Annotated in this window: 17 protein-coding genes and 2 pseudogenes; 12 read left to right on the top strand and 7 right to left on the bottom strand. The window is 66.5% G+C overall.

The window, feature by feature from the left end:
• Positions 1 to 70: 70 nt before the first annotated feature.
• Positions 71 to 904, bottom strand: a pseudogene (locus G3N61_RS32160) (SPFH domain-containing protein); the annotation flags it as partial.
• A 32-nt stretch (positions 905 to 936) separates the two neighbouring features.
• The gene (locus G3N61_RS32155; RefSeq protein WP_021163477.1) at positions 937 to 1,323 is read right to left on the bottom strand and encodes a DUF350 domain-containing protein; all 387 of its coding nucleotides are present in this window, start codon (positions 1,321 to 1,323) and stop codon (positions 937 to 939) included.
• 121 nt (positions 1,324 to 1,444) lie between these two features.
• Here G3N61_RS32155 and G3N61_RS32150 point away from each other — a divergent pair, with 121 nt between their 5' ends.
• The 7 genes from G3N61_RS32150 (at position 1,445) to G3N61_RS32120 (ending at position 8,098) form a co-directional block, all read left to right on the top strand.
• Positions 1,445 to 2,959, top strand: a complete 1,515-nt coding sequence (locus G3N61_RS32150; protein ID WP_089452256.1) for a polyamine aminopropyltransferase — start codon at positions 1,445 to 1,447, stop codon at positions 2,957 to 2,959.
• On the top strand, positions 2,959 to 4,578 hold the full coding sequence (locus G3N61_RS32145) for an NAD(P)/FAD-dependent oxidoreductase (protein WP_205824422.1): 1,620 nt from the start codon (positions 2,959 to 2,961) through the stop codon (positions 4,576 to 4,578). The genes G3N61_RS32150 and G3N61_RS32145 overlap by 1 nt, the downstream gene beginning before the upstream one ends.
• Before the next feature lie 124 nt (positions 4,579 to 4,702).
• Positions 4,703 to 5,467 (top strand): N-acetylmuramoyl-L-alanine amidase, encoded by a 765-nt coding sequence (locus G3N61_RS32140; RefSeq protein WP_205824421.1) that lies wholly within the window; start codon positions 4,703 to 4,705, stop codon positions 5,465 to 5,467.
• A 54-nt stretch (positions 5,468 to 5,521) separates the two neighbouring features.
• Positions 5,522 to 5,911: a lysozyme inhibitor LprI family protein gene (locus tag G3N61_RS32135; protein WP_043180025.1), complete on the top strand. Its 390-nt coding sequence runs from the start codon at positions 5,522 to 5,524 to the stop codon at positions 5,909 to 5,911.
• 93 nt (positions 5,912 to 6,004) lie between these two features.
• Positions 6,005 to 6,583, top strand: a complete 579-nt coding sequence (locus tag G3N61_RS32130) for a hypothetical protein (protein WP_205824420.1) — start codon at positions 6,005 to 6,007, stop codon at positions 6,581 to 6,583.
• A gap of 139 nt (positions 6,584 to 6,722) precedes the next feature.
• On the top strand, positions 6,723 to 7,583 hold the full coding sequence (locus G3N61_RS32125; protein ID WP_205824419.1) for a hypothetical protein: 861 nt from the start codon (positions 6,723 to 6,725) through the stop codon (positions 7,581 to 7,583).
• A complete protein-coding gene (locus G3N61_RS32120; RefSeq protein WP_205824418.1) occupies positions 7,583 to 8,098 on the top strand; it encodes a GNAT family N-acetyltransferase in 516 nt (171 codons plus the stop codon). The genes G3N61_RS32125 and G3N61_RS32120 overlap by 1 nt, the downstream gene beginning before the upstream one ends.
• A 3-nt stretch (positions 8,099 to 8,101) precedes the next feature.
• On the opposite strand, the gene G3N61_RS32115 is transcribed toward G3N61_RS32120, so the two are convergent.
• A complete protein-coding gene (locus G3N61_RS32115; protein ID WP_205824425.1) occupies positions 8,102 to 9,022 on the bottom strand; it encodes a LysR family transcriptional regulator in 921 nt (306 codons plus the stop codon).
• A gap of 153 nt (positions 9,023 to 9,175) precedes the next feature.
• Here G3N61_RS32115 and G3N61_RS32110 point away from each other — a divergent pair, with 153 nt between their 5' ends.
• The gene (locus G3N61_RS32110) at positions 9,176 to 10,366 is read left to right on the top strand and encodes an FAD-dependent oxidoreductase (protein WP_205824417.1); all 1,191 of its coding nucleotides are present in this window, start codon (positions 9,176 to 9,178) and stop codon (positions 10,364 to 10,366) included.
• 28 nt (positions 10,367 to 10,394) lie between these two features.
• Here the strand turns inward: G3N61_RS32110 and G3N61_RS32105 are convergent, their stop codons facing one another.
• The 4 genes from G3N61_RS32105 to G3N61_RS32090 form a co-directional block, all read right to left on the bottom strand.
• Positions 10,395 to 11,474 (bottom strand): hypothetical protein, encoded by a 1,080-nt coding sequence (locus tag G3N61_RS32105; protein WP_205824416.1) that lies wholly within the window; start codon positions 11,472 to 11,474, stop codon positions 10,395 to 10,397.
• A 364-nt stretch (positions 11,475 to 11,838) separates the two neighbouring features.
• Entirely contained in the window at positions 11,839 to 13,185 is a 1,347-nt protein-coding gene (locus G3N61_RS32100; protein WP_205824415.1) for a glutamine synthetase family protein, read from the bottom strand.
• Positions 13,186 to 13,337: 152 nt separating this feature from the next.
• Positions 13,338 to 13,895: an XRE family transcriptional regulator gene (locus G3N61_RS32095; protein WP_043180035.1), complete on the bottom strand. Its 558-nt coding sequence runs from the start codon at positions 13,893 to 13,895 to the stop codon at positions 13,338 to 13,340.
• A gap of 17 nt (positions 13,896 to 13,912) precedes the next feature.
• On the bottom strand, positions 13,913 to 15,202 hold the full coding sequence (locus G3N61_RS32090; RefSeq protein WP_205824414.1) for an FAD-binding oxidoreductase: 1,290 nt from the start codon (positions 15,200 to 15,202) through the stop codon (positions 13,913 to 13,915).
• A gap of 583 nt (positions 15,203 to 15,785) precedes the next feature.
• Here G3N61_RS32090 and codB point away from each other — a divergent pair.
• The 4 genes and pseudogenes from codB to G3N61_RS32070 all read left to right on the top strand — a co-directional run.
• On the top strand, positions 15,786 to 17,054 hold the full coding sequence (gene codB, locus G3N61_RS32085; RefSeq protein ID WP_205824424.1) for a cytosine permease: 1,269 nt from the start codon (positions 15,786 to 15,788) through the stop codon (positions 17,052 to 17,054).
• 44 nt (positions 17,055 to 17,098) lie between these two features.
• Positions 17,099 to 18,352 carry a cytosine deaminase gene (gene codA / locus G3N61_RS32080; RefSeq protein ID WP_089452246.1) on the top strand — a complete coding sequence of 418 codons (1,254 nt, stop codon included), beginning with the start codon at positions 17,099 to 17,101 and terminating at the stop codon, positions 18,350 to 18,352.
• Positions 18,353 to 18,359: 7 nt separating this feature from the next.
• On the top strand, positions 18,360 to 19,070 hold the full coding sequence (locus G3N61_RS32075; RefSeq protein WP_241018000.1) for a TetR/AcrR family transcriptional regulator: 711 nt from the start codon (positions 18,360 to 18,362) through the stop codon (positions 19,068 to 19,070).
• A gap of 136 nt (positions 19,071 to 19,206) precedes the next feature.
• Positions 19,207 to 19,334: pseudogene (locus tag G3N61_RS32070) on the top strand (DUF188 domain-containing protein); the annotation flags it as partial.

Raw genomic sequence — 19,334 nt, 5'->3', positions numbered from 1 at the left:
GCCCGAGGTTCGCCCTCATCGTTCACCGCCCGCCGCCGGGTGGTTTTTTCCCGATCGTTTTCATTTTTCAGGCCTGCCCGATCACCGCGCCCGCGGCGAGCCCCGCACCCACACCCGCGATGCCGCCCGGATTCTGCGCGGCGAGCGGAATCGCCTGTGCGGTCTGGTATTGCGTGGCGCGGGCGAGATCGCCGGCCATCCCCGCGCCGATCCGCAGGTCGAGCGCCTTCTGCAATTCAGCCGGCAGCGACACGCTCTCGACCGCGAACGCGTCGAGCGCGAGGCCATAGCGCGTAAACACCGGCACCAGTGCGTCGGCGACGCGCTGCGATAGCAGCGACTGGTTCGCGGCCATGTCGACGAACGGCACGTCCGCCGAGCCGAACGTCGTGCTCATCGCGGTGACGACCAGATTACGCAGTTGCTGTTCGAGATCGTCGACCGTGTACTGCGCGCGCGTGCCGCTGACCTCGCGATAGAACGCGCCCGCGTCGACGATCCGGTACGAGTAGATGCCGAACGCGCGCACCTGCACGAAGCCGAATTCGCGATCGCGGATCGTCAGCGGCTGCGCAGTGCCCCAGCGCCGGCCGAGCTGCAGCCGCGTGCTGAAGAAATAGACGTCCGACTTGAAAGGCGACTGAAAGAGTTTGTCCCAGTTCTTCAGGTACGTGAGCACCGGCAGCGTGTTCGTTTCCAGCGTGTACAACCCCGCCTGGAAGATGTCGGCGACCTTGCCTTCGTTGACGAAGATCGCGACCTGCGTTTCGCGCACGGTCAGCTTGCCGCCGTACCGGATTTCCATGTCTTCCATCGGATAGCGCCAGGCCAGCACGCCATCGGTGTCTTCCGTCCATTGCAGGACGTCGACGAACTGCTTGCGGATAAACGATCCCAGACTCATGTCGGTCTCCTCGAAACGCGTGGCGTGTCAGGTCAGGTCAGGCAGGCGGCATTGATGATGCCGACGACGAGCGACGCGGTGCCCATCAGGCCGCCCATCGCGACGTTGCGATCCTCGATCGCATGATTCATGCCGGGCATCAGGCGCGTCAGCGCCGCATAGGTGATCAGTTGCACGACCATCGCACCGACGGCCCAGATCACGACTTCGCCGAGCGTGGAATTGTGCGCGATGCTGGACGCGAGCGTCAGGCAGAAGCCGATCAGCGCGCCGCCGAACGACAGCGTCGCGGCCGCATTGCCGTCGCGGATCAGCGCCAGTTCGTCGAACGGGGTGACCTTCAGGTACACTGCCGCGAACACAAGAAGCAGCACGAACGCCGACAGTAAATGAACCGCATAGAGATAGGCACTATTCATTCTTTCCCTCGGATTTTGTGCTCGGTTCGCCGCCCCGTCGCCGGCCGGCCCGCGCAGGGCCAGCCGACAAAATTCCGCGCCAGTATATCCACATTGCCGACCGCTGCACAACGGACGCACCATGCTGCATAAGCGCGCGCTCGTCCTGTCGATTCTCGTGCTCGCGTCGTGCGGGCTGGGCTACGAACTGATCAGCAGCGCGCTGTCCAGCTACCTGCTCGGCGATTCGATCCTGCAGTTCTCGTCGGTGATCGGCTGCTACCTGTTCGCGATGGGGATCGGCTCGTGGCTCGCGAAGTTCGTCGAGGACGACGACGTGCTCGACCGCTTCGTCGACATCGAGCTGCTCGTCGGCCTGCTCGGCGGCGTGTCGGCCGCGCTGCTGTTCGCGGTGTTCGCCTGGCTCGCCGCGCCGTTCCGCGCGGCGCTCTATGCGCTCGTGCTGGCGCTCGGCATGCTGATCGGGATGGAGATCCCGCTCGTGATGCGCGCGTTCCAGCAGCGGCGCCAGGCGTTCCGCCATACCGTCAGCGAAGTGCTGACCTTCGACTATCTCGGCTCGCTCGCCGTGTCGCTGATCTTCCCGCTCGTGCTTGCACCGCGCCTCGGCCTGCTGCGCACCAGCTTCCTGTTCGGGCTCCTGAACGCGTTCGTCGCACTGTGGACGACGCACCTGTTCCGCGACGAGATCCGCAACGTGCGCGGCAAGCTGATGCGCGCGTCGCTCGTGATCGGGCTGCTCATCGCCGGCTTCGCGCTGTCGGACCGCATCACGCACTGGGCCGAACATGGCGTGTACGGCGACGAGACGATCTATTCGGAAACGACGCCGTACCAGCGCATCGTGCTCACGCAGTGGCACGACGACATGCGGCTGTACCTGAACGGCAACCTGCAATTCTCGTCGCGCGACGAGCATCGCTATCACGAGGCACTGATCCACCCGACGATCGAGGCGCTGCCGTGGGCGAAGCGCGTGCTCGTGCTCGGCGGCGGCGACGGTCTCGCGGTGCGCGAGCTGCTCAAGCACCGCAACCTCGAACAGATCACGCTCGTCGATCTCGATCCGGCGATGACGAAGCTGTTTTCCACGTCCGCGCCGCTCGTCAAGCTGAACCAGGGCTCGCTGAAGGACCCGCGCGTGCACGTGATCAACGACGATGCAGTGCGCTGGCTCGAATCGAACGCCGACGTGTACGACGCGATCGTCGTCGACTTCCCCGACCCGACCAACTTCGGGCTCGGCCGGCTGTATTCGGTGCCGGTGTTCCGGCTGCTCGCGCGCCACCTGTCGGAGAACGGCTACGCGGTGATCCAGTCGACCTCGCCGTACTTCGCGCCGCACGCGTACTGGACCATCATCGCGACGCTGCATGAAGCCGGGCTCAACACTTGGCCGTACCACTGCTACGTGCCGTCGTTCGGCGACTGGGGTTTCGTGATCGCCGGCAAGCGCCGCGACTTCACGGTGCCGACGCACTACTCGGTGCCCACGCGCTGGCTCGACGCGCAGACGGCCGCCGAGATGTTCCACTTCCCGGCCGACATGCCGGCGCTGCCGATGTCGCCGAACGAACTCAACGACCAGCCGCTCGTGCGCCGTTTCGACGACGACTGGAAGCACGTGCTGCGCTGATGGACCGCCGCACGTTCCTCGTCGCGTCGGCGGCCGCGTCGCTCGCCGCCTGCGGGCGCACCGGCTGGATCGAGACGACGCCGCAGGTCGGCTACCCGGGCATGCGCGAAGGCCATGCGCTGCGCGACCATGCGACGCTGCCGCCGCCGTCCGGCACGCTCGAGACCGACGTCGCGATCCTCGGCGCGGGCGCGGCCGGGCTGTCGTGCGCGTGGCAGCTCGCGCGCGCCGGGCACCAGCGCTTCACGGTGCTCGCGGGCCCCGAATTCGGCGGCAACGCGGCCGGCGGCCGCTTCGGCGATCTCGGCTATCCGAAAGGCGCGCACTACCTGCCGCTGCCGTCGCTCGAATCCACGCATCTGCGCGACATGCTCGCCGATCTCGGCGTGATCGAATCGGCGCCGTTCTCGGCACGCCCGGTGTACGACGAGCGCGTGCTCGTCCATGCGCCCGACGAACGGCTCTTCATCGCCGGGCAGTGGCAGGACGGCATCGTGCCGACGGCCGGCCTCGGCGCCGACGCACTCGCGCAACAGTCACGCTTCTTCGCATACACGGACATGCTGCGCACCGCGCGCGGCGCCGATGGCCTCAAGGTGTTCTGCATCCCGATCGCGGAATCGTCGCGCGACCCGCGCTGGCGCGCACTCGACCGGCGCTCGTTTCGTCAGTGGCTGCTCGACGAGGGCTACACCGCGAAGGCGCTGCACTGGTATCTGAACTACTGCTGCCGCGACGACTACGGCGCCGGATACGAGCACGTGTCCGCGTGGGCCGGCCTGCACTATTTCTCGTCGCGCGGCGGCCACGCGGGCGACGCGAGCGACGGCGCAGTGCTGACCTGGCCCGACGGGCTGCACACGATGGTGACGAAGCTCACCGATTCGATCACCGCGCGCACCGGTTCGAACGCGTGGTCGCGCGACGGCTTCGCGGTGCGCGCGACCGAGCGCGCGGGCGGCGTCGACGTGCTGTGCGCGCGCATCGGCGACGACGGCGCGCTGTCGACGTTCACGCTGAAGGCGCGGCGCGTCGTCTGCGCGATGCCGCTGTTCGTCGCGGCGCGCGTGTTTCCGCAGCTCGGCGCGTATGGCTTCGACCCTGCGCGCGACCTGCCGCCACGCGCGCCGTGGCTCGTGTCCAACTTCCTGCTCGACGGCATGCCGGCCGAAGCAGCGGGCGTGCCGCTCGCGTGGGACAACGTCGTCTACGACGGCGCGGGGCTCGGCTATGTCGTGTCGACGCACCAGCTGATCCGCATGTCGCCGCCGACGCGCTCGGTGTTCTCCGCGTACCAGGCGTTGAGCACGCAAGCGCCGGACGACACGCGCCGCTGGCTCGCGCAGGCGAAGCCCGATGCGTTGCGCGAACAGGCGGCGATCGATCTGCAGGCCGTCTACGGGCGCGACCTGTGGAAACACGCGACGGCGCTCGAGATCACCGTGCGCGGCCACGCGATGGCGACGCCCGACGTCGGCTTCCTGAGCCGGCCGGGGCTGCTCGCGCTGCGCGATGCCGACGGCCCCGTCGTGTTCGCGCATGCGGACCTGTCCGGGCTGTCGCTGTTCGAGGAAGCGTCGTACTGGGGCATGCTCGCCGCCCGACGCGTGCTGGCCTGACGGCCGTCATCCGTCATTGCGGCGGCGCCGCCACCCGCTATAATCGCGCGACATTCCGACTGCATTGAGCAGGCCGATGGTGCCGCGCCGTCCGACGCGCCGTATGCCCGCCTCGACAACAACAATGACGAACCGAACCATCCGACGCCTTCGCCCGTTCGCGCGCGCCGCCGCGCGCATGCTCGCCTGCGCCCCGCTGCTCGGCGCGCCGCTGGCACTGCATGCGGCCGACACCGCGGCCCCCGCCGGCACCACACCCGCCGCCGGACGCTACATCGTCGTCGACACCGGCCATACGCCGGCGCACCCGGGCTCCACCGGCGCGAGCGGCCGCGTCGAATACCTGTACAACCTCGATCTGTCCGCGGCGGTCGCCGAAAAGCTCGCCGCGCATGGCGACCGCGTGCTGCGCACGTCGGCCGACGGCCGCGAGATCGCGCTCGACCAGCGTTCGACGCAGGCACCCGACGCGAACCTGTTCGTGTCGATCCATCACGACTCGATGCAGCAGCAGTTCATCGACGCGGGCCGGCAGCGCGAATTCCGCGGCTTCTCGGTGTTCGTGTCGGAACGCAATCCGCACTATGCGGAAAGCCTGCGTTGCGCGAAGGCGATCGCCGAGCGGCTGGTGGCGGCCGGCGAACGGCCGTCGCTGTATCACGCGCAGCCGATCCGCGGCGAGAATCGCCCGTTGATCGACCCGCAACTCGGCATCCACCGCTTCGACGATCTCGTCGTGCTGCGCACCGCGCCGATTCCGGCCGTGCTCGTCGAGGCCGGCGTGATCGTCAATCCGGACGAGGAAGCGCGGCTTGCGCGTCGCGAGACGATCCAGAAGCTGTCCACCGCGATCGCCAGCGGCATCGACGCGTGCACCGCGCCGAAATAAACGACGATGACGCCCGTCGGACCCAACGGTTTTCACCCAGTCAGGAGCATCACCATGAAAATGAAGAATCTGCTCGCATCCTGCGCCCTGCTCGCGCTTGCCGTTCCGTTCGCCGCGCACGCGGCCGGCTGTTCGAAGCCGCACAGCGCGTTCGACCAGGTGTACTGCAGCAGCACGCAGTTCTCGCAATCCGACCGTGACCTCAACGACGAATACGGCCGCCTGCGCAAGCAACTGAGCAGCGATCAGCAGGCGACGCTGAAGGCCGGCCAGCTCGCGTGGCTGAAGCAGCGCGACGCGCAGTGCAGCGAGACGCGCAACAACGGCTACCTCGTGGATCTCCAGTGCGCGACCGACATGACGCAGTCGCGGCTGTCGTTCCTGCGCGAGCGTGAGCGCGAGTGCACGAGCACCGGTTGCGTGGCGTCGAAGCTCGGCGACTAAGGGCTTCGCGCGTGCCGCGCCGCGAAGCGTTTCGCGACGCGGCGCTTCATGCCCTTGCGATCCCCGCGCTTCGGCACCGCGAAAGGAGCGGCGATGCGACATGAATTCCCGGAAATCCTCAACGATCTGGTCGACTATTTTCTCGTCGGCGATCTCCTGCTGCTGAAGCGCTACCAGGAGCAGCACGGACTGTCGGACGACGTCGCAACGGCGTTCACGACGAGCGACAGCGGCGACCGTGCCGTGCTGGAAGGCGTCGTCATTCCGCTGGCCGGCATCGAGAACCATCCGTACACGGTGATCTTCACGCCCGATGACGCAACACCCGAACTGCTGAAGACGGGAAGCCGCCTGCAGCATCGGCGCGGCGGGTACGTGCTGCGCGTCGAACATCGTTCGATCATGCTCTACACGTGGCGGATGCTCGAACGCTTCAACGACGCAACGGTCAACGCACTGCTTGCGCGTTACCGCGAGCCGGGCAGGCCCGTGATCGAGATCGACAACGGCTGGTATCAGGTCGACATCCTCGGCGGAGAAGTCCCGCGCAACGGCTGGTTCGAGCCTGCGTTCGAATTCGTGCTGAAGAAAACCGACGCACCGGGCGATGCATCGCAGGTGGACATCAACTACCGTTTTTCGATCGACGGCAGCCTGGATCCGGCGGAATGAATCCGGCAGCAACGCGTGACGACTCCATGGCTTCTTGATGCGTACACAGTCCGCCCCGTTTCGATGGATCCCCGGCAGCGGGTGTTCCCCTTCCGCGTTGGCCAGACTGCGATCGGCATTTCCGCGCCCGGACAAGCCGATGGGCGAAGCGTGGTTCATGGGAGAGTCGCGACGGCTATTCGCCGAGTTGCAAGGCGATCCGCAATCGATCGACATCGCAGAGCTCGACACCCCGCTCGAAGAAATCGTCGTCGGCACGATGTCGTTCGGCCCAAGCGACGAATGGCAGCGGTGGTACCACTACTTGCTGGCGCACCTGACCGCGCGCAGCCACGATGGGCAGCACCACGCATTGCTGGAGTGGTTGATCACCGGGTTCGTTTCGCAGCACCCCGATCGCATCTCGCCCGAACCGTACCCGGGGTTCCGCAGCGATGTGCTCGACACGCTCGGGCAATGCCTGATGGAGGCCCGATGCTGGCCATCGGGCGCACTCGATACGGCCGCGTGCTTCAATCACGCTCACGAACCCTCGTCCGGTAGCGGAGACTGGTTCCATGCGAGCGGACAATTTTCGTCGTCGATGTTCCTGTGCATCAAATACCTGGAAACGTCGGACATTCACGCGTGGCTGACCTCGGTGCTGGGCATCGACGATCCGCTCTGGCGCGCGCAGCTCATGCTCTGGTGTGTCGGTGCGAACGACCTGCTCTGCGGCCGTATCCGGCATCCGTCGGCATTCAGCCCCACCGGCTACCCGCGGATCGACTGGCAGGGATCCCGCTGCCTGACCGGCTCGCCCGGCCGCAACACCGCAACGTGTGACTTCATTCATCCCGCGCAGCGCGAAGCAGTCGTCGACACGTTGCAATCGTTCATGACCGAGGCCACGTTTCTCGCGTGGCTTCAGTCGCTTGGCCAGTACGAGCGCGTCGAAAGCGAACTGGGCGACCTGCCGTATCGGTTCTATTCTCTTTACGGCGCCGACCAGCGACCCTGATGAAAATCGACATCCGCCCTGCCACGCCCGCCGATGCCCCGGCCATCGCCGCGATCCACGTCGCGTCGTGGCAGGCCACCTATCCGGGTATCATGCCGGCCCCGTTCCTCGCCGGCCTGTCGGTCGAGAAGCGCACCGCTTCGTGGCGTCACGCGCTCGACGCAGGACGGCCGCATGTCGCACTCGCGTTCTCGGAAAGCGGGCCGACAGGCTGGATCGCCTACGGCCCGACGCGCGACACCGACAAGGACCGCACCTGGGGCGAAATCGAAGCGATCTATCTGCATCCGGCGCATTGCGGGCAAGGCGTCGGCGCGGCACTGGTCGACCATGCCTGCCGTGCGCTGCATGACGCGGGCCATGCGTGGGCGTCGCTCTGGGTGCTCGTCAAGAACCGCCGCGCACGGGCGTTCTATGAACGCGAAGGTTTCGTCGCCGAAGACGACATCAAGACGTTCGAGATCGACGGTGCGCCCATCGACGAAGTGCGCTACTGGCGCGCATTGCCGAAATGATCGTCATGACGGCATCGCCCCTGCCGCCGCCAAACGCGCCTGCATCAACTGCAACAACTCGCGGATCTTCGCGTTGACGGAATTGCGGCTCGAATAGGCGGCCAGCAGTTCGAGCGGCGCCGGCGCCATCTCCAGCGGCACGCGCACCAGCCGCCCGGCGGCCAGCTCGGCCGCGCACCCGCGTTCGACGAGAATCGCGAAGCCGATCCCGTTCACCGCCGCCAGCCCCGCCATCTCGCCGCTGTTGACGCGATACCGGCTCGCGACCGGAATCTTGTGAACCCGCCCGTCGCCGTCGGCGAATTGCCACGGCTGCCCTTTCAGCGTGCTCAACGTCGTGATGCACGGCAGTTGCCTGAGCTGCTCCGTCCGGGTCGGCATGCCCGTGCGTTCGATCAGCGACGGCGCGGCCACGACGACGCTCGACAAGCTCGCGAGCGGCCTGACGACGAACGTGCTGTCGTCGAGCTTGCCGCGATTGACGATGATCGACAGGTCGAACTCGTCGCGCAGCGTCGATACGCCGGCGAGGCTCGTATCGCAATCGATTTCGACACGCGGATGCCGGCTGGCGAATTCCGCGACGATCGGCCCGAGCATGCGCGGCCCGATTTCACCGGGCACGCAGAGCTTCAGCAGGCCGCGCAGCTCCGTCTGCTGCGAGGTCAGTTCGAACTCGGCGAGCGTCAGCGCGTCGAGCATCGGCTTCGCGCGCTCGTGCAGCAGGCGCCCGGCTTCCGTCATGCGCAGGTGCCGCGTGCTGCGCTCCAGCAGACGCACGCCGAGCCGCGACTCCAGTTGCGCCACATGGCGGCTCACGTTGGAACCGGGTATCGACAGCACGCGCGCGGCACCGGCGAAGCTGCCTTCGTCGACGACCGACACGAACACGCGCACCGCGTTCAGATCCAGCTTGCTGCGCATCATTATCCCGTTTCAGGTATCAAAGCTCGCCGTTTTTCACGGCTTATCCCGTTCGAGACCGTAATTTACGATGCGGATCCAGTCAAGGCGTGGCCGCCGACGCACGAACCCGCGCCGACGCGAGCGCACGCACGAATCTACGGGAGCATCAACATGGATATCGCCATTCTCGGCGCCGGCGTGGCCGGCATGAGCACCGCGCTTGCGCTTGCCGGTCAGGGGCACCGGATACGGCTCTACGAACGCAGGCCGTCCGAGACGACGATGGGCGCGGGCGTCGTGCTCTGGCCGAATGCCGGCTTCGTGCTCGAGCAACTCGGCCTCCTGCCCGACATCGTCAAGGTCAGCGGCCACCTGCGCGCGATGGGGTGCATGGGCCGCGACGGCACCCCGTTCAAGCGCGTCGACATCGGCGCGCTCGACCGCCGCATGGGTTTCCCGACCCGCTCGATCCTGCGGCGCGACCTGCAAGCCGTGCTGGCTCGACACGTCGCCGCGCACGACATCGAAATCTGCTTCGGCCACTGCGCGACGGCGATCGACACCGGTACCGACGGTCGCGCGGTCGTTCGCTTCGACAACGGCGCGACGATCGCCCCCGACCTCGTGATCGGCGCGGACGGCCGCATGAACTCCATCGCGCGACGCCATGTGGTCGGCAACGCCACACCCGTCTACCAGGGCTTCGTCAACTGGATCGGCGTCGCGCAGAGCGATGTGCCGCTCGTCGACGACGTATCGATATTCGACTACTGGGGCCAGCGCGAACGATTCGGCATCGTCGCGCTGGACCCGCACCGCATGTACTGGGCGGCGGCCCGGGCCGAGGCCGACATCGACGATAGCGACCACGACGACGCGGCGCCGGACGATCCGGGCCCGCTGCTGGAACGGCTCTTCGACGGCTGGCCGGCGCCCATTGCGGACGTGATGCGCGCGACGCCACCGGGCACGATCGCGAAGATCCGCGTGCACGATCTCGACCCGGTGGACGTGTGGCACCGCGGCAATGTGCTGTTGATCGGCGATGCCGCGCACGCGCCGCTCCCCACCTCCGGACAGGGCGCATGCCAGGCGCTCGAGGACGCGTGGCATCTCGCGCGCTGCCTCGACGAATACGGGAACGGCAACGTCCGCGACCTCGACGCTGCGCTCACGGCTTTCACGCTGCGACGCAGCCCGAAAACCGCGGCAATCACGTTGCGCGCACGCGACTTCGCTCAGCGGTTGTTCGGCAACGACACGCACGAAGCCGCCCGGCAGGCCGATCCGGTCGCCGAAATCGAAGCGCTCGCGAGCGCGTGGGGAGCGGGCCTGCCGATGACGCCCGCGCGGGACCGATAAGAACCGGAGGCGTCACTCGACGGCGCGATCAGTTCGCGTCGTCGTCGCACACGGAATCCGGTACCGGCTTGTGAGGATGATGGATCGGGTCCTGCATCGCATCGAAACGTACCCGATATTCCGGCGCCAGATCGGCAACGCGATATCCGTGTTGCAACAACACCTGCACGAGTACCGGTGTACCGACATACACTGCCCGCTCGAGCGGTGCGATACGATTCTGCGCCGCCGCGCCATCCATCGGTATCTTCGCGGATGCGACGAGCCACGCTTCCGCGCCCTTGCGAGCGATTTCCGGCCGATTCGCGTCGGTCCACTCCGCGAACCAAGCCCAGACCTCGTCCACATCTTCCGCGGCATGGAGCGTGACGCCTGCATTGGCCAGCCAGTCGACCGATGCGATTGCCGCGCCCGCGGCCGCGCTCGCATACAGGCTCTCGAAGCGGCTGTCGCCTTGCAGATGCTGCGGATCGACACCCAGCGCAACGAGCTGGTTCATCAGTGCGATCGACCCGCTCATGACAGCGCCTTGCAGCGCGGCGCTCCGCTCGTCGGGGCCCCACAACGGCAGGAACTGGGCCGTGATCGCCGGCACGTTTCGAAAACCGACGCGCAGCGCGATGTCGGGCGGCATCACATAAGCCACCCCGTCCTTGCAGAACGTCTGCAGTTCGCTCCCGCCCAGGCGTACCTCGCTCGCATGCCTGACGCCTTCGAGCGTGACCGCGAGGCTGCGCGGCGCCGTCTTGCGGACCGCCTCGCTCACCCATGTCGCGCGATCGCAATCGTCCGCACAGTCGGCAAACGCCTGCCGAAACGCGACTGCATCGTCGGTGCGCAATGCGGCCGTCATGCGGGCATTGTCGTCATTGATCTGCTGACCGCGGGCCGCCTCCCGAGGGTCCGGGTGATGGCGTTGGTAATCGTCGATCTTGAACGTGGCAATCAGCGCTATGGCCAGAACCAACAGCAGCACCTGTAGCCAGAACGCCCACGCAAATCGCGGGGCACGCCATGGCTTGCGACTCACTGCGTAGGCCAGCAGCACGACGGCGACCACGGCATACAGCGCGATGCCGACCTCGCTGAGGAAGATCAGCGCACCCATGAACACGATGACCGACAGGTCGCGATCGATCCGCGACACGCAGATCACGGCGGCTGCCAGCAGCCCCCAGAGCGGAAATCCGGACACCCACAGCAACACGGCCGGGAGACGCGGCGTGCCGGCCGGTGGCCCGGCACGCTCGCTCACGACTTCATCGACGCGCGTGGATAGCGGTTCGGTATCTCGGTGATCGGTCGTCACGGGGCCCTCTCTTTTTGATTATCGAGCGAAGCCGGGATCCGAATCTGCCCATCCGCTGCGCGTCGGGGCAGCCGGTCGCCCGCGGCGGAACCGGAACCGGCCGCCGTGTACGCCGCAGCTTATCAAACACGCAACCGCGCAGGAACCGCCGCCCCGTTACCGATCACAAAAACCACCGATATTCCCGCGCACCAATCTCATTGCGGAAATCCAGCTCCTCCTGCCGCTTGTTCTCGCAATACACCATCACGAACTCGCTGCCGAGCCCTTCGCGCACGGCCGCATGATCCTGCATCGCCGCGACGGCCGACAGCATCTCCTTCGGGAAATCGATCCCGCTGCCGCGATCCTCGTTGAGCGGCGCGATCGGCTCGATCCTCGCATCGAGCCCGTGCTCCATCCCGGTGAGAATCGCCGCGAGCACCAGATACGGGTTCGCGTCCGCACTCGCGAGCCGGTGCTCGATCCGCAAGTTGCGCGCATCCGACTCGGGAATCCGGATGCACGCATCGCGATCCTCGAAGCCCCAGCTCGCGCGGCTCGCCGCGTTCACCATCGAACCGTAACGCCGGAACGCGTTGTGATTCGGCGCGAACACGGGCATGCAATGCGGCAGCAGCGCGAGGCATCCGGCCACCGCGTGCCGCAGCGGCCGCTGCCCGTCCGCCGCAAGCAGGTTGCGCCCTGCATCGTCGTAGAGGCTCACGTGCACGTGCATCCCGCTGCCCGGCGCATGCAGGTACGGCTTGCCCATGAAGCTCGCGCGATAGCCATGCTGCAATGCAACGCCGCGCGTGCTGCGGCAGAACATCGCCGACCAGTCGGCCGCGCGCAGCCCGTCGTCGCAATGGCCGAAGTTGATCTCGAACTGGCCCGGCCCGAGCTCGGCGGTGATCACGGTCGCGTCGACCCCTTGCTTGCAGGCGACGTCGACCATCTCGTGCAGCACGTCGGAGAAGCGCGACAGCCGCTCGATATGCATGTTCGGCTGATCGTCGCGATCGTCGGACAGGCGGTCGCGCGGATACTTCGGCATCCCCTCCTCGAGCTGCGCGTCGAACAGGTAGAACTCGAGCTCGAACGCGACGACCGGCCGGATGCCGCGCCGCGCGAGCCGCTTCAGCACGCGCGCGAGCACCTCGCGCGGCTCGAACTCGACCGGCGCGTCGGTGCCGTCCGTCGTGATCAGCATCTGCCCGAGCGGCTGCCTCTCCCAGGTCACCGGCTTCAGCGTGCCGGGGATCAGCCGGCGCACGGCATCCGGGTCGCCGTCGTTGAAACAGTAGTCGCCGATCTTGTAGAGCCCGCCCTGCGTGCCGAGCAGGATGCAGTTCTGCGGCAGCTTCAGCAGCGAGCCGGCCGCCACCTTTTCGAGCGCATCGATCGGGTAGCGCTTGCCGTAGAAATGTCCGGGCAGGTCGAGGCAGATCAGGTCGACATAACGGATCTCGGGGTACGCCTGCCGGAATGCGCGGACTTCATCGACCAGCGCGGGAACGACGTCAGCCATGTCTCATCCTTTCCATGTCTTGTATGGCGGTGCCGCAGCGCGGCGAACCGGATTCACGCGGCACGCCGGACCACGCGCGCCGCATTTAAATCAGTACTGCAAACAGGCTGCGTGGCGCGGCGGCCTGCATCACCGCCCGCCCCGCCGACAACTCAGGTGAATACCCAGATCACGCGCGTCGGCGCGTCGGTCAGGTTGGCATAGCGAAAACGCTTGTGCGCGGGAAGCTGGAACGCGTCGTTCGGGCCGAGCGTGATGGGTATATCGTCGCCGTCGATCCAGATCGTCAGTTCGCCTTCGAGCACGAAACCGCCCTGCTCGTCGCTATCGTCGACGGGCCGCTCGCCGCTGCTCGCGCCCGGCGCGAGATGGCTTTCGAGAATCGAGAAGCGCGAACGCATGTTCGGCGACACGAGGATGTCGGTAATGCCGGCCGCGTAATACACGGTGCGACGCTCGTCGGGCCGCGTGACCCACGGCACGCTGCGCGGCTTGCTCAGGCTGTAGAAATAGGTGGTCGGCACGCCGAGCGCTTCGCCGATCGCGGTGAGATCCGCCACCGTCGGGCGCGACAGCCCGCGCTCGACCTGCGACAGAAAGCCGACCGAGCGGCCGATCCGTTCCGCGAGATCGTTGAGCGTGACCTTGCGATGCTTGCGCAGGTCGCGGATCAGGATGGCCAGGCTTTCTATCTCTTCCTGTTCGTTCATGTTGGGTTCCGGTGCAGTCAGACGGTATCGCGCAGACGGTACCAGGCCTTGCCGATCGCTTCCAGCGGCGCGGCGAGCCGGTCGCCGCCGGGGAAGCGCGGGTTGCGGATGCGCTGGTACTGCGCGAGCAGGCGTTCGTCGCCGAGCACGGCGTCGGCCACCGCGCGTGCGCCGGCGAGCGTCGGCAGCACGCCGTGCCCGGAGAACCCCTGCAGCCAGAAACGCTGCCCGTGGCGGCCGATGTCCGGCGTGCGGCGCATGCTGATGTCGATATGGCCGCCCCACGCGTACTCGAGCGGCACGCCGGCCAGTTGCGGAAACACGCGTTCGAGGTGCGGGCGCGTCGCCGCCGCGATATCGGCCGGGATGCCGCCGAGATACGTGCAGCCGCCGCCGAACAGCAGCCGGTGGTCGGGGCTCAGGCGGAAATAGTCGGGCACGAACTGGTTGTCGATCACGCAACTGTTCTGCGGCAGCAGCGCACGGGCGACGTCGGGCGCGAGCGGCGCGGTCGCGACCTGGTACGTGCCGACCGGCAGCAGCCGGCGCGCGAGATCTGGATCGAGCCGGTCGACATACGCGTTGCAGGCCAGCACGAGCACGTCCGCGCGCACTTCGCCGCGCGCCGTGCGGGCAATGTGACCGCCGGCCGTCTCGCGGCAGTCGAGCACGCGGCTCTGCTCGAAGATGCGGCCGCCCGCGCGCTCGATCGTCTGCGCGAGGCCGAGCGCGAGCTTCAGCGGATTCAGGTGGCCGGCCTCCGGATCGTGCAGCGCCGCGAGATAGCGCGTGCCGCCGATCCATTCGGGCATCTCGTCACGGCCGATCACGCGCAGGCGATCGTAGCCCCAGCGCTCGGCCGCCTCGTCGCGGGCCTGTTCGAGCATCGCGATGCGCCGCGGCCGCACCGCCGCCCACAGGCTGCCGGGCCGGTAGTCGATGTCAAAACCGTGCCGAACGGGCAGTTCGCGCACCTCGGCCGCGGCCCAGCGCATGCTGTCCCACAGCAGGCGCGCGCCGTCGCGGCCGAGCGAATCCTCGAGCGGCTGCATGTCGCACGACCAGCCGAGCAGCGCCTGCCCGCCGTTGCGGCCCGATGCGGCCCACGCAACGCGGCTCGCTTCGAGCACGACGACGCGCTTGCCGGCAAGCGCCAGGCGCAACGCCGTATGCAGCCCGCTGAAACCCGCGCCGACGACGAGCACGTCGGCGTCGATGCGTTCGTCCAGTTCCGGACGATGCGGGATCGGCGCCGGATAGGTGCCGGCGTAGTAGCTTGCGACGTGACGGTCGGACTGCGCGAACATGCGGACTCCCGTGAAATTTTCGCCGAGAAATTTCATGAAAAATTAGCACGGCAATTTCACGGAAGCAAGCGAGCAAAAAAAAGGCGCATCGGTCTGACGAATCAACGCAGCGCCGTTAGTCTGGTTAGCTGAAGATTCGCTGCCCGGGCAGACTCAGCCAGCGCCGAAATCGACGTTCGTGAAAGCCGCGAAGATCGATGGCGTCCAGGTCTGGCGGGTTCGTGCTTCCATCCTCGATCGCCGTTGTCGGACGGGTCGGCCGGCCTGCCGCCAGCCGCACGCACCTGCGTTGCCCATGGTGCAGAAACCGGAAACATCGGCTCGACATGCGCGCTCGCCCGCGGCATGAGGCGCGCCGGATCGGCCGATACCCGAAACGCCTGGCGCGGGAACCGCACCGGCCCGGTGAAGGTTCCTCCCGTCCACTCGGACGAAATTTTTACCCTTGTAAAAATTTTGGACTGAGAGAATGACCCGCTGAAACAGCGCGCCACCCATCCAAGCACGGCCCCCGTAACCCCTTTCAGACCCAACCCAATCGCTGACGGGAGACAAGATGCCTACGAACCGGGATGCAAGCCCGATGGACGAATCGGATCACGGAGAATTCTCGCTGAGCGAAGTCCCGCTCGAGAAACGCACCGGATTCCTGTCCATCACGATGGTGTTGTTGAGTTTCACGTTCTTCACGGGAACGATGTTTGCCGGCGGCAAGATCGGTGTCGCCTTCGACGTCGTCAGCATGATCCAGATTGCCGTCATCGGAAACCTGTTGCTCGCCGCCTATGCGGCATCGCTTGCGCTGATTGCCGCCCGCAGCGGCCTGAATGCGGTCCTGATGGGGCGATTCTGCTTCGGGGAAGTCGGCAGCAAGCTGTCCGATTTCCTGCTCGGCTTCGCCGAACTCGGCTGGTACGCATGGGGAACCGCGACGGTGGCGATCGTCTTGGTCAAGCTGCTGGGTTGGCCGGCCTCCGTGACCACGCCGTTGATGATCCTCTTCGGCTTCGGATTTTCCATCACGGCCATCATCGGCTATCGCGGCATGGATGTGCTGTCGCGCGTCTCCGTGCCGTTGATGTTCGTGCTCCTGATGACGTCGATGTGGATCGCCACCCGCGATATCGGCGGGTGGGCCGGCCTCACGCGTATCGCGCCGTCTCATCCGATGCCGTTCTCGGCCGCCGTGACCATGGTCATCGGCACCTTCGCCAGCGGCGCGACCCAGGCAACCAACTGGACCCGCCTCGCACGCAGCGCGCGCAGCGCCGTCTCGGCCAGCATGATCGGATTCTTCGCGGGCAACGGCCTGATGATCATCGCGGGCGCATACTGCGCGATCGTCTATCAGCAAGCCGACATCGTCGAGGTGATGATGCTGCAGGGCCTGTCGATCGCGGCGGTCGTGATGCTGTGCCTCAATCTCTGGACCATCCAGGGGCCGACGATGTACAACGTGGCGGCCGCCGGATGCCATCTGCTGCGCACCGAACGGCGCCGCACGCTCGTACTCGTGGGCGCGGCGATCGGTATCGTGCTCGCGGTCGGCGGGATGTACGAGTTGCTGATTCCGTTCCTGGTGCTGCTCGGCTCGATCATTCCGCCGGTCGGCGGCGTGATCATGGCGGACTACTGGTACCGCCATCGCGGGCAATACCCGTCGCTTGCCACCGCCCGCCTTCCGCGCTTCAACCTGGTCGGCCTGGCCGCGTATGCAATCGGCGCCGGACTCGCCTATACCTCGCCGTGGATCGCGCCGATCGTCGGCATCGCGGCGTCCGCCGCCGCCTACGTCGTGCTGCTGCAGATTGCCCGCGCGTTCGCGCGCGAGCCGTCCGTTCAGGGTGAATGATTCCGCTGCGCGCCCTCCCGCTTCCCCGAACTACAGGAATACTCATGAAAATCATCAACGCCAGATTGCGCGGCCGTAGCGGCCTCTTCACGATCGACATCGATGCGGGCACGATTCGCGGCATCGACCTCCAGCCGTCGCCGCTGACGTCACACGGGGACGACGTCATCGATGCGGGCAGCAATCTCGTCATCCCGCCGCTGGTCGAGCCGCATATCCACCTGGATGCGACACTGACCGCGGGCGAACCCGAGTGGAACATGAGCGGCACGCTGTTCGAAGGTATCGAGCGGTGGGGCCAGCGCAAGGCCACCATTACCCATGAGGATACGAAAGCCCGCGCCCACACCACGATCGGGATGTTGCGCGACAACGGCATCCAGCACGTGCGCACGCACGTGGACGTCACCGATCACACGCTTGCCGCGTTGCAGGCGATGCTCGAGGTCAGGGACGAAGCGCGCGATCTCATCGATCTGCAGATCGTCGCGTTCCCTCAGGAAGGCATCGAGTCGTTCGAGAACGGACGTGCGCTGATGGAGCGCGCGATCGACATGGGGGCCGACGTCGTCGGCGGCATTCCGCATTTCGAGAACACGCGCGACCAGGGCGTGAGCTCCATCAAGTTCCTGATGGAGCTCGCGGCGCGCAAGGACTGCCTGGTCGACGTCCATTGCGACGAAACCGACGATCCGCAATCGCGCTTCCTGGAAGTGCTTGCCGAGGAAGCGCGGGTTCGCGGGATGGGCACGCGCGTCACCGCCAGCCACACGACCGCGATGGGTTCCTACGACAACGCCTACTGCTCGAAGCTGTTCCGGTTGCTGAAGCGGTCGGAAATCCATTTTGTTTCGTGTCCGACCGAAAGCATCCACCTGCAGGGGCGGTTCGACACCTTCCCGAAACGACGCGGCATTACGCGTGTCGCGGAACTCGATCGCGCCGGCATCAACGTGTGCTTCGGACAGGATTCGATCAAGGATCCGTGGTATCCCATCGGCAACGGCAACATCCTGCGCATCCTCGACGTCGGCCTGCACGTGTGCCACATGCTCGGCTACGAAGACCTGCAGCGATGCCTCGACTTCGTGACGGAGCACAGCGCCGATGCGATGTCCCTGGGCGATCGCTATGGCATCGCGGTCGGGCGGCCGGCCAATCTGCTGATCCTCGACGCGGATTGCGACTATGAAGTGGTTCGCACACAGGCCAAGGTGCGCCTGTCGCTCCGTGCCGGGAAGGTCATCATGCAGCGCGCGCCCGAACGCATCACCTATCCTGAAGCTGGCACGCGTTGAGCGGGCGATGACGCTGGACCGACATGCTGGAGGGAACATCGTGAGGCACCCGTCCGAGCCGACTGCAGGAACGCCCGGCCGGCCTCACGGCCGGCGCGAAGCGCTGCGCGACACGCTCGAGGCGACCATTCTCGCCGCTGCCGAAGAATCGTTTGCCATCGACGGATTCGAGGGGAGTTCCGTTGCGACTATCGCAGCGGCCGCCGGCCTGTCGAAGCAGAACCTGATGTACTACTTCCCCACGAAGCTGGCGCTCTACCAACGCGTGCTGGACGACGTATTGCGGGACTGGCTCGGCAGGATGCGGGAGTTTGCGGCGCCCGATCGCGAGCCCGCGGAAGCCATGTCGGCCTATATCCGGGCCAAACTCGAATTCTCCAGAAATCGCCCGCATGGATCGCGGGTGTTTGCGCTGGAGATCATCGGCGGGGCCAGGACCTACGGAAAGGAAATCCGCAAACAACTGATTCCGGTGTTGCGCGACGACATCCGGGTGCTCGAACGCTGGATCGAGGAAGGCAAGGTCAGACAGGTCGATGCCGAGCACCTGTTCTTCCTGATCTGGGCAGCCACGCAGGCGTATGCGGACTTCGCCCCCCAGATGCTGCTGGTGCTCGGCAAGCGCGCGCTGGGAAACGAAGATTTCGATGCGGCTTACCGCACCATTTCGGATCTGGTGCTCAACGCGCTGATCACCGGCGACGGAAAGACGGATTGACCGCTTGACCGCCTCCGTCGCCATTCATGCACGGCATCCCGGCGCGGTCGACACGCGCCGGGGAACCGCCGGTCAGTCGTGCTTGTAGCGCTTCTTGTGCTTGTTGCCGTGGTGATGATCGTTGGAACGCGAGTTGTTGCTCGACAAGGGCGCGCATGCGCTCGACCCGCGCGGCAACTGGTTCAGCCGCGAGAACATCGAGGAACGCCTGTCGACGCGCGCGATGATGGACCAGTTGCGCAGCGCGGGCATCGACACGGGCGG

This window comes from Burkholderia sp. Ac-20349 (genome assembly GCF_017104865.1).
Classification (GTDB): Bacteria; Pseudomonadota; Gammaproteobacteria; order Burkholderiales; family Burkholderiaceae; genus Burkholderia; species Burkholderia aenigmatica.
This window is presented reverse-complemented; position numbering and strand designations above follow the sequence as displayed.